Consider the following 16640-nt stretch of genomic DNA (forward strand, 5'->3'; position numbering starts at 1 on the left):
GTAGGCCGGATAAGGCGTAAGCCGTATCCGGCACTGAGTATTACTGTTCGGTACCTGGCGTATTAATCATCCGGTTTAACCACGGCACCATAATGGCCATCACCACGGTGACCGCCAGCGTTACCAGACCAATTTTGCTAAAGACGCCGGTATAAATGGGCAGCGTCTGTAACGGATCGGTGATGTTTTCCGGTACGGCAGTGAAGGTCGCCACATAACCGCCGAGCAGGAAGGCGGCGGCCTGGGTCAGGAACCACATTCCCAGAATAAAGCCCATCAGATGCTGCGGCACCAGAGCGGCGACCATTGCCAGTCCCAGCGCGCTAATCAGCAACTCGCCCAGACTCTGGAACAGATACACCAGCACGATAAACCACGGTGACGTCAGTCCTTGCGCATCGGCAAACCACATCCCGGCGGCGGCGGCGGTCAGAAAACCCAGCGCGCAGAGGAACATGCCGAGCGTAAACTTCATCGGCATAGTTAGATCTTTGCCTTTGCTACCCAGTCGGGTGTAAATCGCTGCCAGTACCGGACTGGCGACGACCACCCAGAATGGGTTCAGCGCCTGAAAACTCACCGGGTTAATGGCGAATCCAAGAATTTCATGATGCACGTTATTAATCGCAAAGAAGTTCAGCGAGGTAGGCATCTGCGCATACAGAATGTAAAACAGCACGGCTTCAATCATCAGAATAAACGCCACGAACATTTTATTGCGGCCGGTTTTATCCAGACGAAACGCTTCGCGAAAGAAGAAAATAGTGACGACGATAGAAAGGACGATGAGCACCAGATTGGCAATCTTAACGTTGTGCATCAGCCAGGCGCAGAGGAAAATCATGACGACGGTGCCGAGCAGTACCAGCAGCAAATTGCGAAAACGTAGCGGTTTATGATCCGGTTCAGAACCGATATTTTTCACCATGCCACGGCAGGCGAAGTACACCAGAAGCGCAACAATTAAACCAGCGCCGCACAGATTATAGGTCACCGCATAGCCAAATTTATCGGCAATCACCGGCGCCAGCGATAGCGATAACAAAGAACCGATGTTAATCGACATATAAAACAGGGTGAAAGCGCCATCCAGCCGGGGATCTTTAGGCTGATAGCATTTAGAGAGCAGGCTGGCGGGATTGGCTTTAAATAACCCGTTGCCCACGGCAATCGTACCCAGTGCGATAAAAATCAGATCGGGATTTAATAGCGACATGCCGGTCATAAAATAGCCAATCGCCAGCACAATCGCGCCCAGGACCAGGGTGCGTTTAGTCCCTAACAGATGGTCGCCAACATAGCCGCCGATGGAGATCAGGCCATAAACCAGCGCCGCAAAAGCGCCAAAGGTAATAAAGGCCTGTTCCTGAGAAAAACCCAATTGTTTAACGAAAAAGACCGCCAGGATGCCCTGGACGCCGTAATAGCCAAATCGTTCCCATAATTCTACAAAAAAGATCATGAAGAATGGACGAGGTTGCTGCAGCAAGCCCGTAGGTGCAGTTGTATTCATATTCCTTCGCCTTTTAATGCCATCCCGAAACGTATGAGCGCGTATATCAAAACGCGCCGAAAAGACTTACCCTGATATAGACTGCGGTTATTAGCCTGATCAATAGGTTATTATACAAATGATACGCAAACTAATTAGTGGATCACACTAATTATGTTTGGTGTGCTGGAATGATGTACTGAGTACTGCGAAGAAGGGGGGATAAACAAAACGCCCACATAAGCGGGCGTTGTTGTTGATAGCCGGAATTTGCCTGATGGTTCAGGCCAACCTGATTGACTATAGACCAGATGCGGTCTTAGCCGCCAGCCGGCACGGCAAGCATTACTCTTCTTCGTCGCGCAGCGGCACAATCAGCATGTCAACGTGAACGGTGTTGATCAGCTGGCGCGCAGAAGACATCAGTTTGCTCCAGAAGTCCTGGTGATGACCGCAAACGACCAGATCCATATCGTATTTCTTGATGGCGTCAACCAGCACCTGGCCCAAATCGCCGCTACCGCTCAGGGTTTCAGTGATAGGGTAGCCAGCGTTGGTAGACAGCTCGGTCAGCGCGTGGTGGGTTTCTTCGGAGATACGTTTCTGCATATCGCCCAGATTGACGTCAATCAGACCGGTGTACAGGTCTGAATAATTCACGTCAACGTGGATGAGGGAGATTTTCGCGTTGTAGGGACGCGCCATAGAGACCGCTTTTTCAACCAGAACTTTACTTTCCGGGGAGAGATCAACTGCGATAAGAATGTGTTTATAAGCCATAGTGTTACTCCTTCCATAAGTTGTCGATGACCATTGAGCTACTGGCGTTTCTTATGCCGCCGCGTCACCCGCGTCCTGCGAACTCTATGCGCGGGGCTAGCTCAGCCGTTTACCATAACTATCCTTACATTATAGCGACCAGGATAATCCGTCAATCTGCCTTGCTTGCCAGTTAGTTAAACAAAATTTTCAGGGAATTGCATTGATAGTGATTAACCTTCTGGTAAAAAAATTAACTGATCTCCTACAATGTGTATAAGAGCCGTTCGAATGCGGAGCGCTAATATGGACGGCTTTCGTAGTACTCTTTCACTGATTGTCTGGCAGGGTATCGGGGAGCGGTAGTCCCGGAGAGGAACTCCGTGGGCGGGTCGCCGGGGAGGAGATATGATAAACACCGTCTCACTATTCTGGGCTTTATGTGTCGTTTGCATTGTTAATATGGCGCGCTATTTCTCATCGCTACGCGCACTGTTAGTGGTACTTCGTGGTTGCGATCCTTTGCTCTATCAATATGTCGATGGCGGCGGCTTCTTTACCACGCATGGTCAGCCCAACAAACAGGTGCGCCTGGTATGGTATATCTACGCTCAGCGCTATCGCGATCATCATGATGAAGAATTTATTCGCCGTTGTGAACGCGTGCGCCGCCAGTTTCTGCTGACCAGCGCGTTATGCGGTTTAGTGGTGGTGAGCTTGATTGCGCTCATGATTTGGCACTGAATAAAAAAAGCGGGCCAGTTTCCTGACCCGCTCGTATTAGATAAGCCTCCGGATGACGCCGCTTGTAGCGGCCTATCAGGCCTGTGTCGTTTCATCCTGACAGGCCGGATTAGCGACAGCGCTATCCGGCCCATTTGGCTTAAATAATCTTCAGGGAAAGCCAGTACAGCACGCCGGAAAGAATAATCGCCGCCGGTAACGTAAATACCCAGGCCATCAGAATGCTGGTCACGGTTTTACGCTGCAACCCGCCGCCATCAACGACCATGGTTCCCGCCACTGAAGAGGAGAGTACGTGAGTGGTAGAAACTGGCATACCGGTGTAGCTGGCAAGACCGATAGAGACTGCCGCCGTCATCTGCGCTGACATTCCCTGCGCATACGTCATGCCTTTTTTACCAATTTTCTCGCCGATAGTGGTCGCCACGCGACGCCAGCCGATCATCGTACCAATACCCAGCGCCAACGCCACTGCCATAATGATCCACACCGGCGCATACTCAATGGTGCTTAACATATCGGTCTTCAGCTTTTTCAGCAGGCGCTGGTCATCGCTGCTTACGCCAGGCAATTTCACGACTTTGTCGGTCGTGTCGGAAATGCACAGCATAATGCGACGCAACTGGCTACGCTGTTCAACGCTTAACTTGTCGTAGCTTTCCACGTTTGCCAGCATCCCTTTCGCACGGTTAAGCGCGTTAATGGTGTTAGCCGGATGGCAGTGGAATTCAGTCGGTTCAGTCGCGCCCGGCTCCGGAGATGGAATCAGTTGGTCAACGCCGGTGACGGCTTTCAGCAGGTCAGGACGCTGCTCAAAGTACGTTTCGACATTGTTGATAGCATCGCGCGTACGGGTGATTTCGTAGCTGGAGGCATTCATATTGACCACGAAACCCGCAGGCGCGACGCCAATCAGCACCAGCATGACCAGGCCAATGCCTTTCTGACCATCGTTCGCGCCATGCGAAAACGCCACGCCGATAGCGGAGAGGATCAGCGCGATACGCGTCCAGAACGGCGGCTTTTTCTTGCCGTCTTTCTTTTCACGTTCGGCTGGCGTCAGGTGGATACGGGCGCGTTTCTTAGTACCGCTCCAGTAGCGGCGCAGCAAGAAAATCATACCGCCGGCGAATACCAGACCGACAATAGGGGAGATAATGAGTGAACCGAAAATATTGATAACTTTCGGGATGTTAAGCGCATCCACCACTGACGTGCCGGTCATCATCGCATTGGTTAAACCGATGCCGATAATGGCGCCAATCAGCGTGTGGGAACTGGACGCCGGCAACCCGAAATACCAGGTACCGAGGTTCCAGATAATCGCCGCCAGCAACATGGAAAAGACCATAGCGAGGCCGTGCGCGGAACCCATGTTGAGCAGGAGATCCGTCGGTAGCATATGCACAATGGCATACGCCACGCTGAGACCCCCCAGCAAAACGCCAAAAAAGTTAAACACCGCCGCCATGACAACCGCCAGCTGCGAACGCATCGCACGGGTGTAAATCACGGTTGCGACTGCATTGGCTGTGTCATGGAAGCCGTTAATCGCTTCGTAGAACAGCACAAAAGCCAGAGCAAGCAATAATAAAAGCCCGGTATGTAAATCCAGGCCAGCAAACAAATGTAGCATAGGACGTTACGCCATTTTGAGGACATGAACGCGGCGCATTATCAGTGACTTTGGCGGCGCGGGCAAAGTGAAATATAGACTTTTTTTGATGTACTTCGTGCTTTGTTTGATATCACTAAAGAATTATCTTATATATTTCAGATAAATACCATTTTCAGGCGCTTTTCGCGCTGGTGCGACCACTGAGGAAACTTTACAATTCCCGCCCGAATTTGAGAGAGGAAGGCGACGTGGAAAGGTTTGATGCCGTTATTATAGGCGCTGGCGCAGCGGGCATGTTTTGCGCCGCGCAGGCAGGACAGGCGGGTAGCCGCGTGCTGCTCATCGATAATGGCAAGAAGCCAGGACGTAAAATCCTCATGTCCGGCGGTGGGCGCTGCAACTTTACTAATCTTTATGTTGAGCCTGCTGCGTATTTGAGCCAGAACCCCCATTTTTGTAAATCAGCGTTAGCCCGCTATACCCAGTGGGATTTTATCGATCTGGTCGACAGGTATGGGATAGCCTGGCATGAGAAAACACTGGGACAGCTTTTTTGCGATGATTCCGCCCAACGCATTGTCGATATGCTGGTTGCCGAGTGCGACAAAGGCGGCGTAACGATGCGCCTACGTAGCGAGGTACTGAGCGTCGAGCGTGATGAGTCGGGTTTCGTACTGGCGTTGAACGGCGAGACGGTGACTACGCAAAAGCTGGTGATTGCCAGCGGCGGCCTGTCGATGCCGGGGCTTGGCGCATCGCCGTTTGGCTATAAAATCGCCGAACAGTTTGGTCTCAAGGTGTTGCCGACGCGCGCCGGGCTGGTGCCCTTTACGCTGCATAAGCCGCTGTTAGAACAGCTCCAGACGCTGTCTGGCGTCTCTGTGCCCTGCGTGATTACCGCCCGCAATGGTACGGTATTTCGGGAAAACCTACTTTTTACCCATCGTGGGCTGTCCGGCCCCGCCGTTTTACAGATTTCCAGCTACTGGCAACCGGGGGAGTTAGTGAGCATTAACTTATTGCCGGACCTCTCGCTGGAAGACGTTCTCAATGAACAGCGTAACGCGCATCCGAACCAGAGTCTGAAGAACACGCTGGCGATGCATCTGCCGAAACGGCTGGTGGAGTGTTTACAACAGTTGGGGCACATCCCGGATGTATCGCTCAGACAGTTGAACGTTCGTGACCAGCAGGCGTTGGTTGACACGCTTACAGCCTGGCAAGTGCAGCCTAACGGCACCGAAGGCTATCGGACAGCGGAAGTGACGCTGGGCGGTGTGGATACAAACGAACTATCATCGCGGACTATGGAAGCGCGCCGCGTGCCGGGTCTCTATTTTATCGGCGAAGTGATGGACGTCACCGGCTGGTTGGGCGGCTATAACTTCCAGTGGGCCTGGTCGAGCGCCTGGGCCTGCGCGCAGGATTTGGCGGCAAAACGCTAAGTACCATTACAAACAATAAGCGAATAGACATCCCGGACAGAGGTGTTAGTATCGATTTATAGCAGTTATGAGTATGCGTGTTTCATTTACGGCCAGGAACGCTGATGATGACAACATTACTCCCTCTTTTCCGGGTACCTACATCATTCACTCCCTTTGACGGCGAGCGCTTCATCGGCGTCTGTTCGTCGTCTGGCCCCTTTTCTTTTTTCATTCTTATCCCGAATGGAAACCCCCGCTGAGCGCACGCCCGGCGGACTTTGTGACACGCATGGTTAGACAACAGGGATTACGGCGGGTCGATTATGGACAAAATGAAGCGTCATCTGGTGTGGTGGGGAGCGGGGATTCTTGTGGCGGTGGCCGCGATAGCCTGGTGGATGCTGCGCCCTGCGGGAATACCGGAGGGTTTTGCCGCCAGCAACGGCAGAATTGAAGCCACCGAAGTGGATATTGCCACTAAGATTGCCGGGCGTATTGATACCATCCTCGTTTCGGAAGGGCAGTTCGTTCGTCAGGGCGAGGTGCTGGCGAAAATGGATACCCGCGTATTGCAGGAGCAGCGGCTGGAGGCGATTGCGCAGATTAAAGAGGCCGAAAGCGCGGTTGCCGCCGCCCGCGCCTTGCTGGAGCAACGCCAGAGTGAAATGCGCGCCGCGCAGTCGGTCGTCAAACAGCGGGAAGCTGAGCTGGACTCCGTCTCTAAACGTCACGTGCGTTCTCGCTCGCTGTCGCAGCGTGGCGCGGTATCTGTACAACAGTTAGATGACGATCGCGCGGCGGCGGAAAGCGCGCGCGCCGCCCTGGAGACCGCCAAAGCGCAGGTATCTGCGGCAAAAGCGGCGATTGAGGCGGCGCGTACCAGTATTATCCAGGCGCAAACGCGTGTGGAAGCGGCGCAGGCGACCGAGCGGCGTATTGTCGCCGACATCGACGACAGCGAATTAAAAGCGCCGCGCGATGGACGCGTGCAGTACCGCGTTGCGGAGCCGGGCGAAGTGTTATCGGCTGGCGGCCGGGTGTTGAACATGGTCGATCTCAGCGATGTTTATATGACATTTTTCCTGCCGACCGAACAGGCGGGGTTGTTGAAGATCGGCGGCGACGCGCGACTGGTGCTGGACGCCGCGCCGGATCTGCGGATTCCGGCGACCATCAGTTTTGTCGCCAGCGTGGCGCAGTTCACACCCAAAACCGTGGAAACCCACGATGAACGGCTGAAGCTGATGTTCCGCGTCAAAGCGCGTATTCCGCCAGAGCTGCTGCGACAGCATCTGGAATATGTCAAAACCGGTTTGCCGGGAATGGCCTGGGTTCGTCTGGATGAGCGCGTGCCCTGGCCTGACGATCTGAACGTGAGGCTGTCGCAATGACGTCGCTGACGCTGGTGCCTGTTCCTCCCGTGGCGCAGCTTGAGGGGGTGAGCCAGCATTACGGAAAAACGGTCGCGCTGAACAATATCACGCTGGACATTCCCGCCCGTAGTATGGTCGGGCTGATTGGTCCGGACGGGGTGGGTAAGTCGAGCCTGCTGTCGCTGATTTCTGGCGCGCGGGTGATTGAGCAAGGGAACGTTATCGTCTTGGGCGGCGATATGCGCGATGCGAAACATCGCCGCGACGTCTGTCCGCGCATCGCCTGGATGCCGCAGGGGTTGGGGAAAAACCTTTATCACACGCTATCGGTTTATGAGAACGTCGATTTTTTCGCTCGTCTCTTTGGTCATGACAAAGCTGAACGCGAAGCGCGTATTACCGAGCTGCTGAACAGCACCGGCCTGGCGCCGTTTCGTGACCGTCCTGCCGGGAAGCTGTCCGGTGGGATGAAACAAAAGCTGGGGTTGTGCTGTGCGCTGATTCATGACCCGGAATTACTGATTCTTGATGAGCCTACCACCGGCGTGGACCCGCTCTCCCGCGCTCAGTTCTGGGACTTAATCGACAGTATCCGCCAACGGCAGACCAATATGAGCGTGTTGGTCGCAACGGCCTATATGGAAGAGGCGGAGCGTTTTGACTGGCTGGTGGCGATGAATGCGGGCGAGATACTGGCAACCGGCAGCGCGCAGCAACTGCGGGCAAAAACCCATAGCGCGACGCTGGAACAGGCGTTTATCGCCCTGTTGCCAGAAGCGCAGCGCCAGGCGCATAAGCCAGTGGTGATCCCGCCGTATCACGCTGAGCAGGAAGAGATTGCCATTGAGGCGAAAGATCTGACCATGCGTTTCGGTAAGTTCGTCGCGGTTGACCATGTTAATTTCCGCATTCCGCGCGGCGAGATTTTTGGCTTCCTCGGTTCAAACGGTTGCGGCAAATCGACCACCATGAAAATGCTGACCGGTCTGCTTCCCGCCAGCGAAGGCCAGGCCTGGCTATTTGGCCAGCCGGTGGACCCGAACGACATCGACACCCGTCGCCGGGTCGGGTATATGTCGCAGGCTTTTTCGCTCTATAACGAACTTACCGTGCGGCAGAATCTGGAACTTCATGCCCGCCTGTTTCATATTCCGCCTGCGGAGATCCCGGCGCGCGTCGCGCAGATGATCGAACGCTTTATGCTAACGGAGGTGGAAGATACGCTCCCCGCTTCGTTACCGCTCGGTATCCGCCAGCGTTTATCGCTGGCGGTAGCGGTGATCCATCGCCCGGAAATGCTGATTCTTGATGAGCCAACGTCCGGCGTTGATCCGGTCGCCAGGGATATGTTCTGGCAGCTTATGGTCGATCTTTCGCGTCAGGATAAGGTGACGATTTTTATCTCGACCCATTTTATGAACGAAGCGGAACGTTGCGACCGAATGTCATTGATGCACGCCGGTAAAGTGCTCGCCAGCGGTACGCCGCAGGAATTGGTGCAACAGCGGGGCGCGGCCAATCTGGAGGCGGCGTTTATTTCCTGGCTACAGGAAGCTGCGGGAGCGGCGCCTGAAACCCCAATACCGCCATCCCAGACGCCCGCCGCGTCAGGTAAACCGTCGCGGCAGGGATTGAGCTTCCGGCGTTTGTTCAGCTACAGTCGCCGCGAAGCGCTGGAGCTACGCCGCGATCCGGTACGCTCCACGCTGGCGCTGCTGGGAACGGTAATTCTGATGCTGATTATGGGCTATGGCATCAGTATGGACGTGGAGAACCTGCGTTTTGCCGTACTCGACCGCGATCAAACCGTCAGTAGTCAGGCATGGTCGCTCAATCTGGCGGGATCGCGCTATTTTATCGAACAGCCGCCGCTCGCCAGCTATGACGAGCTTGACCGGCGGATGCGTTCGGGAGAGTTGGCGGTTGCCATTGAGATCCCGCCTAATTTTGGCCGCGATATTGCTCGCGGTACGCCAGCGCAGATTGGCGTCTGGGTGGATGGCGCCATGCCCAGCCGCGCCGAGACGGTGAAGGGGTACGTTCAGGCGATGCACCAAAGCTGGCTGCAGGAGGCGGCGAGTCGTCAGCCGAACCCGGTTAAACAGGTCGGGCTGCTCAATATTGAAACGCGCTATCGCTATAACCCGGATGTGAAAAGTCTGCCCGCTATCGTTCCGGCGGTCATTCCGCTGCTGCTCATGATGATCCCGTCAATGCTTAGTGCCCTGAGCGTGGTGCGGGAGAAAGAGCTGGGGTCGATGATTAATCTGTACGTAACGCCGACGACGCGCAGCGAATTTTTGCTGGGTAAACAACTGCCGTATATCGCGCTGGGTATGCTGAACTTCTTGCTACTGTGCGCGCTGTCGGTCTTTGTGTTCGGCGTGCCGCTGAAAGGCAGCTTTCTCACGCTTACCCTCGCGGCGCTACTTTACGTCATCATCGCCACCGGTCTGGGGCTGCTGATCTCCACGTTTATGAAGAGCCAAATCGCCGCTATTTTTGGGACGTCGATTATTACCCTCATTCCGGCAACACAATTTTCCGGCATGATCGATCCGGTGGCTTCGCTGGAAGGACCGGGAAGATGGATCGGCGAGATCTACCCGACCAGTCATTTTCTGACGATCGCGCGCGGGACGTTTTCCAAAGCGTTGGATCTGTCCGATCTCTGGCCGTTATTTATGCCGTTACTGATTGCCGTCCCGGTGGTGATGGGTCTGAGCATTCTGCTGCTGAAAAAACAGGAGGGGTAATGCGCGGATTACGTAATATTTATAACCTCGGCGTTAAAGAACTGCGCAGTCTGCTGGGCGACAAAGCGATGCTGGCGCTGATCGTCTTCGCCTTTACGATTTCGGTTTACTCCTCCGCTACCGTCCTGCCCGGTTCGTTGCATCTTGCCCCTATCGCCATCGCCGATATGGATCAGTCTCAGTTGTCGAACCGTATTGTGAATAGTTTTTACCGCCCGTGGTTTCTGCCGCCGGAGATGATTACGGCAACGGAAATGGATGCCGGACTGGATGCCGGACGCTATACCTTTGCGGTCAATATTCCGCCGAATTTCCAGCGTGATGTGCTGGCCGGACGTCAGCCTGATATTCAGATTAACGTCGATGCGACGCGCATGAGCCAGGCGTTTACCGGCAACAGTTATATCCAGAATATTATTAGCGGCGAGGTCAACAGCTTTGTGGCGCGCGCGCGGGGAGATAACGTTCAGCCGGTGTCGCTGGAGATTCGGATGCGCTTTAACCCAAATCTGGACCCGGCGTGGTTTGGCGGCGTGATGGCGATTATCAACAACATTACCATGCTGGCGATAGTGCTGACCGGATCGGCGCTGATCCGCGAGCGAGAACACGGCACGGTAGAGCATCTGTTGGTGATGCCGGTCACGCCCTTTGAGATCATGATGGCAAAAGTATGGTCGATGGGGCTGGTTGTGCTGGTGGTTTCCGGTTTGTCTTTGATGCTGATGGTGAAAGGCGTACTTGGCGTACCGATTGAAGGATCGATCCCATTGTTTATGTTGGGCGTAGCGCTGAGCCTGTTCGCCACCACTTCAATTGGGATTTTTATGGGCACCATCGCCCGTTCAATGCCGCAACTGGGGTTATTAATGATTCTGGTACTGTTACCGCTACAAATGCTTTCCGGCGGTTCCACGCCGCGTGAAAGTATGCCGCAGGCGGTGCAGGATATTATGCTGACCATGCCGACGACGCATTTTGTCAGTCTTGCCCAGGCTATTCTTTATCGCGGCGCAGGTTTGAGTATCGTCTGGCCGCAGTTCCTGACCCTGCTGGCGATAGGCGGCGTGTTCTTCCTGATAGCGCTGTTACGCTTCAGAAAAACGATTGGCACAATGGCGTAAACATTATTGCCGGATGGCGGCTGCGCCTCATCCGGCCTACAAACGACAGACGTGCGAGCGTAGGCCGGGCAAGCGAAGCGCCCCCAGCGTTAGTCTTCTTTCGGCAAACACTGCAAGTGGCCGTGGCGCACGCCGCGCTGGGCGATAACATCATCGGCAAAATGCTGTACGTCGCCCATATCGCCCTTCAGAACGGCGATCTCCAGACAGTCATCGTGGTTGATATGGACGTGCAGCGTGGCGACGGATAAATCATGATGATGATGCTGGGTGGAGACGATGCGGCTGGCTAAATCCCGTTTCTCATGTTCATAAACATATGAAAGTACCGCGAAACCCTGTGTACCGTGTTCCTGGGTGGCCTCCTGCGCCAGAGCGCCGCGCAAAATATCACGGATCGCTTCGGAGCGATTGTTATAGCCGCGTCGCTGGCTCAGGCTGTCCAGCGTTTCCAGTAAATCGTCATCGAGGGTGATGGTGACACGTTGCATCTGACTTAAACCTTTTGGTATGGCGCGTCGGCGCATGGGAAGCTCCGCATTTTGTAACACACGTCCGCCGCCAGAGGGAAAAATTAATGTGTCATAACGCTTTTGTTATCGTCTGCGGCGTCAGCGTAAACGGTGTGGGGGTACAGACTGCCAGACTGAGCGTATCGAGCTGACACTGGCTGACCGACAAGGCAGAGGGCAACGTGCTGTCCACGCTGACGATTTGCCAGGCGCTGCCGCCGCGTTGTTTTACGATGGCTTCTTTACGCGTCCAGATACGCCAGAAGGCCGCCAGTTGTCGCTCCGGACGTTCCGCTTCCATTTCAGCATGTTCGCCGAGGCTGAATACCGCATTTGCCAGCGAACGCCAGTTATCGCGCGGGCGGATCACTTCAATATCGCAGCCGACTTCACCTTCGTCGCTAAGCAACAGAGCAATAGTGTCGCCGCTATGGCTGAGGTTAAACCACAGCGGCGTTCCGGCGGAAAAAGCCGGTTTACCCTGTTCGCCATACACCATCTCCGGTAGTGGCGAGAGCGCACGGGAAAGCAGCACGCGTCCGGCCAGCCAGCTTGCCCGGCGAACGCCCTGCGGCGCCTGAGCGATTAACGCGTCGGGCAATTGACCTGCGCTTAATGTTGACACTTTTCCCAGAACGACCTGGTACATATCAGGACCAACGTTGCCTATGAAGAAGAGGAGATTGTAGCATCTGTCGCCTCATCCCGGTAAACGGCTTTTCGGTCGGCCTGGCCCCAGTAAGATCGCCAGTTTGCTGCCGCCTTTAGTGGTTTCCATCCAGATTTTGCAGACGCTGGTCAAAGGAACAGACAAGAGCATCCCGACCGGGCCTAATAGCCATCCCCAGACCAATAACGAAAGAAATACCACCAGCGTGGACATTCCCAGACGATGGCCCATCATGCGTGGCTCCATAATGTTGCCAATCACCATATGGACCACCAAAAAGAGCGCGCCGACCAGTACGCACTCGTAAAAACCGTTAAATAACAGCGCCTGAATCATGGGGGGAACGGCGGAAATCACCGAGCCGATATTAGGAACGTAATTGAGCAAAAAGGCCAGTACGCCCCACATTAGCGCAAACTGAATACCCATTAACGCCAGCCCCAGCCAGATAATCGCGCCCGTCCATAAACTGAGCAGCGTTTTCAGCGCCAGATAATGCGAGACGCCTTTCAGGGCGCGGTGCAGGCCGGCAATATGAATTTGTGGATTGTTTAGCGCGAAACGTAATTTATAAGGCACGTGGCGCACCTCAAATAGCATAAAAACCACGGTCATCACCAGCAGCACAATGCTTGCCATCGCGCCCGATACGCCGGTCATTAATGTTGTGGTGAAGAGCATGATTTTATCGGAATCCATCCCGCGGAGCATACGTTCCGGCGACATATGTAAATTCAGGAAGGGCATTAACTCCTGAAGGTGTAAGACTTTACGCGTCAGCTCCTTGCTGTATTTAGGCAGCATAGCGATAAATTCATTAAGCGATGCGGCAAGTACACCCACCAGCGCGGTAAGCACGATCAGCATGACGACCACCACGATAGTAATCGCCAGTGGTCGCTTCACGCCCCGACGAATAAACCAGGTCACTAATGGATTAAGAACAATGGCGAAAAAGAGCGCCAGCAAGAGTTGTACAATAATATCCGCCGCGGCATGAATCCCGGCGAGAATAATAACCAGGGAGGCCAGTTTCAGCAGAATATGCATACCCGTTTTGTCGGGTTGAGCGGTTGCCATGAAGTTTTCCTTGTTGTGTTTTTTTCTAAGTGTAGCGGCTGCCCTGATACCGATAATCTGAATCTCACTACTGATTTTCACCGCGCGCCATGATAGAAAAGAAAACATGTTGTAAAAATGCGGTGATACTCATGCCCGAACCCGTCGCTGAACCGGCGCTAAACGGATTGCGCCTCAATCTGCGTATTGTCTCCATCGTGATGTTTAACTTTGCCAGCTACCTGACTATCGGCCTGCCGCTCGCCGTCTTGCCCGGCTATGTGCATGATGCGATGGGATTCAGCGCGTTCTGGGCGGGGCTTATTATCAGCCTGCAATACTTCGCCACTCTGTTAAGCCGTCCCCATGCCGGGCGGTATGCGGATGTATTAGGGCCGAAAAAAATCGTTGTCTTTGGCTTATGCGGCTGTTTTTTAAGCGGACTCGGCTACCTGCTGGCGGATATCGCCAGCGCCTGGCCGATGATCAGTTTGTTGCTACTGGGGCTGGGTCGCGTGATTTTGGGGATTGGGCAAAGTTTTGCCGGCACCGGTTCGACACTGTGGGGCGTCGGTGTCGTCGGGTCGTTGCATATTGGTCGGGTCATCTCCTGGAACGGTATCGTCACCTACGGCGCAATGGCGATGGGCGCGCCGCTGGGCGTGCTGTGTTATGCCTGGGGCGGGTTACAGGGGCTGGCGCTAACGGTGATGGGCGTGGCGCTGTTCGCGATACTGTTAGCGCTTCCACGTCCGTCGGTGAAAGCGAACAAAGGCAAGCCGCTACCGTTTCGCGCGGTGCTGGGGCGTGTCTGGCTGTATGGTATGGCGTTGGCGCTGGCCTCGGCAGGGTTTGGCGTCATCGCGACGTTTATTACCTTATTTTATGATGCTAAAGGCTGGGATGGCGCCGCCTTTGCGCTCACGTTATTTAGCGTCGCGTTTGTCGGCACGCGTTTGCTGTTCCCTAACGGCATCAATCGCTTAGGCGGGTTGAATGTCGCCATGATCTGCTTTGGCGTGGAGATTATTGGTCTGTTACTGGTGGGAACGGCAGCCATGCCGTGGATGGCAAAAATCGGCGTTTTACTCACGGGGATGGGTTTTTCTCTGGTCTTTCCGGCGCTGGGCGTGGTGGCCGTCAAAGCCGTGCCGCCGCAGAACCAGGGCGCGGCGCTGGCGACCTATACCGTCTTTATGGATATGTCTTTGGGGGTTACCGGGCCGCTGGCGGGGCTGGTGATGACCTGGGCGGGCGTGCCGGTGATTTATCTGGCGGCGGCCGGGCTGGTAGCGATGGCGCTATTGCTGACCTGGCGCTTAAAAAAACGGCCTCCGTCTGCACTGCCGGAGGCCGCATCATCGTCGTAAAGGTTACTTAATAACCAACGTATTGATGATGTTTTCAGCCGTGGTTTGCGCTTTTTGCTGATTGTCCGCAGGCAGCGTGACCTGAATCGTCAGCAATTGGTTATCCACTTTGCCCAGCACGATGGAAGAGTACGCCGTCTGGCCCTTCGCGGAGATAATGCTGTCCAGTTGTTGCAACGTATGGCCTTTGAGCTCAATAGACTTATTGGTGACGACCTGAAGCTGCGGGTCGCGGCTACGCTGTTGCTCAAGCAGGCGGTTTGCCAGCACCGGCAACGCTTCATCGGTATTATCGCCGACGATAACAATCACCGCTTTCTGGCCCGTCGGGTCAGAATAAACGTGCATATTATTCGCTTGGGTGCCCAGCTTACCGCTTTGATCGGTCATATCCGCCGGCAGTGAGAAACTGAGTTTGCCATCCATCAGGCTGATGGGCTGACCGGAGGCCTGGCTTTCTGCGGCGGCGCTTTCTGCCGACGCTTTTGTATCATTGTTATCACAGGCCGCAAGCCCCATAACCAGCAGGCCAATACCGGCATATTTAACCAAATTGCGCATTGACTTCTTCCTTTCGATAAACGGCCATAACGGCTCATTCGCTCATCTTATCACAACTCGGAAAACGAACCTTTAACTTGCCGGTAATGGGGAAATTTCAGATTTATCTGCCAGCTTTTTCAGCAACATATTCAGTAGAACGCCGTACATCGGCAGGAAGAAAATAATGCTGATGAGCACCTTAAAGCAATAATCCACCAGCGCAATTTCCATCCAGTGTTCGGCCATAAACGCATCGGGGCTTCGCCAGAACGCAATGAAGAAAAAGGCAAGGGTATCGCTGATATTGCCAAACAGCGTTGAAGCGGTCGGCGCCAGCCACCAGCGACGATTTTGGCGCAGGCGGTTAAACACATGGACATCAAGGATCTGTCCCAGCGCGTAGGCCATAAAGCTGGCGGCGGCGATACGGGCGACAAACAGATTAAAGTTCGCCAGCGCGGCGAAACCTTGCCAGGCGCCCATATAGAACAGCGATGACACCACATACGACACCAGCAGCGCGGGGATCATGACGGCGAAGATAATGCGGCGCGCCAGCGGTGCGCCAAAAATACGCACGGTAAGATCGGTGGCGAGAAAAATAAAAGGAAAACTAAACGCGCCCCAGGTCGTGTGGAAACCAAAAATAGTGATGGGGAGCTGCACCAGATAGTTACTGGAAATGATCACCAGTAAATGGAATAGCGATAGCCAGAACAACGCTTTTACGCGCTGTGATTGTGTAAACGGAGTCATATTGTGACCTTTTTGTTGGATGGGGTGAGGGAACCCAATAAAGAACCGCCGCATAATACTGTTTTGCGCTGGCATTGCAATGGCTAATTTTCACGCAATCGTTAACCTGCCTGGCTTACTGACGAAGATGGGCGTAAAATATCGCCGTTTTTCTACCATTGAGACGAAGATGAGCGATCTGTTTTCCTCCCCTGACCATACGCTTGACGCCCTGGGGCTGCGTTGCCCTGAACCGGTAATGATGGTGCGCAAAACGGTGCGCAACATGCAAACTGGCGAAACATTGCTGATTATCGCCGACGATCCGGCGACGACGCGTGATATTCCGGGGTTCTGTACCTTTATGGAACACGATTTGCTGGCGCAAGAGACGGAGGGTCTGCCGTACCGCTATTTATTGCGTAAAGCGCATTAACCGCACGGCAGATAGCATTCTG

The 16640-nt window shown here is 54.4% G+C and carries 15 protein-coding genes; 7 read left to right on the top strand and 8 right to left on the bottom strand.

Annotated elements, in window-relative coordinates; genetic code table 11:
* Positions 1 to 40: 40 nt before the first annotated feature.
* A complete protein-coding gene (dtpB, locus tag ACLJRS_RS17420) occupies positions 41 to 1513 on the bottom strand; it encodes a dipeptide/tripeptide permease DtpB (RefSeq protein ID WP_001098275.1) in 1473 nt (490 codons plus the stop codon).
* 324 nt (positions 1514 to 1837) lie between these two features.
* Complete coding sequence (uspA, locus tag ACLJRS_RS17425; RefSeq protein WP_000323565.1) at positions 1838 to 2272, bottom strand: universal stress protein UspA; 435 nt, start codon at positions 2270 to 2272, stop codon at positions 1838 to 1840.
* 387 nt (positions 2273 to 2659) lie between these two features.
* Here uspA and uspB point away from each other — a divergent pair, with 387 nt between their 5' ends.
* Positions 2660 to 2995: a universal stress protein UspB gene (uspB, locus tag ACLJRS_RS17430; RefSeq protein ID WP_410957867.1), complete on the top strand. Its 336-nt coding sequence runs from the start codon at positions 2660 to 2662 to the stop codon at positions 2993 to 2995.
* 139 nt (positions 2996 to 3134) lie between these two features.
* On the opposite strand, the gene pitA is transcribed toward uspB, so the two are convergent.
* Positions 3135 to 4631 (bottom strand): inorganic phosphate transporter PitA, encoded by a 1497-nt coding sequence (pitA, locus tag ACLJRS_RS17435; protein ID WP_410957868.1) that lies wholly within the window; start codon positions 4629 to 4631, stop codon positions 3135 to 3137.
* 230 nt (positions 4632 to 4861) lie between these two features.
* On the opposite strand from pitA, the gene ACLJRS_RS17440 reads away from it, so the two are divergent.
* From ACLJRS_RS17440 to ACLJRS_RS17455, 4 genes are all read left to right on the top strand, one after another.
* Positions 4862 to 6058, top strand: coding sequence for an NAD(P)/FAD-dependent oxidoreductase (locus ACLJRS_RS17440; RefSeq protein WP_000439220.1), 1197 nt, complete (start codon positions 4862 to 4864; stop codon positions 6056 to 6058).
* A gap of 305 nt (positions 6059 to 6363) precedes the next feature.
* Entirely contained in the window at positions 6364 to 7431 is a 1068-nt protein-coding gene (locus ACLJRS_RS17445) for an HlyD family secretion protein (protein ID WP_000359835.1), read from the top strand.
* Complete coding sequence (gene rbbA, locus ACLJRS_RS17450; protein ID WP_000202926.1) at positions 7428 to 10169, top strand: ribosome-associated ATPase/putative transporter RbbA; 2742 nt, start codon at positions 7428 to 7430, stop codon at positions 10167 to 10169. Before ACLJRS_RS17445 ends, rbbA begins: the two co-directional genes overlap by 4 nt.
* Positions 10169 to 11293 (top strand): ABC transporter permease, encoded by a 1125-nt coding sequence (locus tag ACLJRS_RS17455; RefSeq protein ID WP_001214746.1) that lies wholly within the window; start codon positions 10169 to 10171, stop codon positions 11291 to 11293. Before rbbA ends, ACLJRS_RS17455 begins: the two co-directional genes overlap by 1 nt.
* A gap of 89 nt (positions 11294 to 11382) precedes the next feature.
* Here the strand turns inward: ACLJRS_RS17455 and nikR are convergent, their stop codons facing one another.
* From nikR to ACLJRS_RS17470, 3 genes are all read right to left on the bottom strand, one after another.
* Positions 11383 to 11784: a nickel-responsive transcriptional regulator NikR gene (nikR, locus tag ACLJRS_RS17460; RefSeq protein WP_001190057.1), complete on the bottom strand. Its 402-nt coding sequence runs from the start codon at positions 11782 to 11784 to the stop codon at positions 11383 to 11385.
* Between the two features lie 91 nt (positions 11785 to 11875).
* Positions 11876 to 12454, bottom strand: a complete 579-nt coding sequence (gene acpT, locus ACLJRS_RS17465) for a 4'-phosphopantetheinyl transferase AcpT (protein ID WP_000285380.1) — start codon at positions 12452 to 12454, stop codon at positions 11876 to 11878.
* 51 nt (positions 12455 to 12505) lie between these two features.
* The gene (locus ACLJRS_RS17470; RefSeq protein ID WP_000179589.1) at positions 12506 to 13555 is read right to left on the bottom strand and encodes an AI-2E family transporter; all 1050 of its coding nucleotides are present in this window, start codon (positions 13553 to 13555) and stop codon (positions 12506 to 12508) included.
* 89 nt (positions 13556 to 13644) lie between these two features.
* Between ACLJRS_RS17470 and ACLJRS_RS17475 the strand changes: the two genes are divergently transcribed.
* Positions 13645 to 14904, top strand: coding sequence for an MFS transporter (locus tag ACLJRS_RS17475; protein ID WP_077906106.1), 1260 nt, complete (start codon positions 13645 to 13647; stop codon positions 14902 to 14904).
* A 3-nt stretch (positions 14905 to 14907) separates the two neighbouring features.
* Here ACLJRS_RS17475 and ACLJRS_RS17480 read toward each other — a convergent pair whose 3' ends face one another.
* A complete protein-coding gene (locus tag ACLJRS_RS17480; RefSeq protein ID WP_001245277.1) occupies positions 14908 to 15465 on the bottom strand; it encodes a DcrB family lipoprotein in 558 nt (185 codons plus the stop codon).
* Positions 15466 to 15537: 72 nt separating this feature from the next.
* Positions 15538 to 16203: a 7-cyano-7-deazaguanine/7-aminomethyl-7-deazaguanine transporter gene (locus tag ACLJRS_RS17485; RefSeq protein WP_001519906.1), complete on the bottom strand. Its 666-nt coding sequence runs from the start codon at positions 16201 to 16203 to the stop codon at positions 15538 to 15540.
* A 169-nt stretch (positions 16204 to 16372) separates the two neighbouring features.
* On the opposite strand from ACLJRS_RS17485, the gene tusA reads away from it, so the two are divergent.
* On the top strand, positions 16373 to 16618 hold the full coding sequence (gene tusA, locus ACLJRS_RS17490; RefSeq protein ID WP_001541054.1) for a sulfurtransferase TusA: 246 nt from the start codon (positions 16373 to 16375) through the stop codon (positions 16616 to 16618).
* Positions 16619 to 16640 lie beyond the last annotated feature (22 nt).

The organism is Salmonella sp. SAL00670, from assembly GCF_046552235.1.
Lineage (GTDB): Bacteria > Pseudomonadota > Gammaproteobacteria > Enterobacterales > Enterobacteriaceae > Salmonella > Salmonella enterica.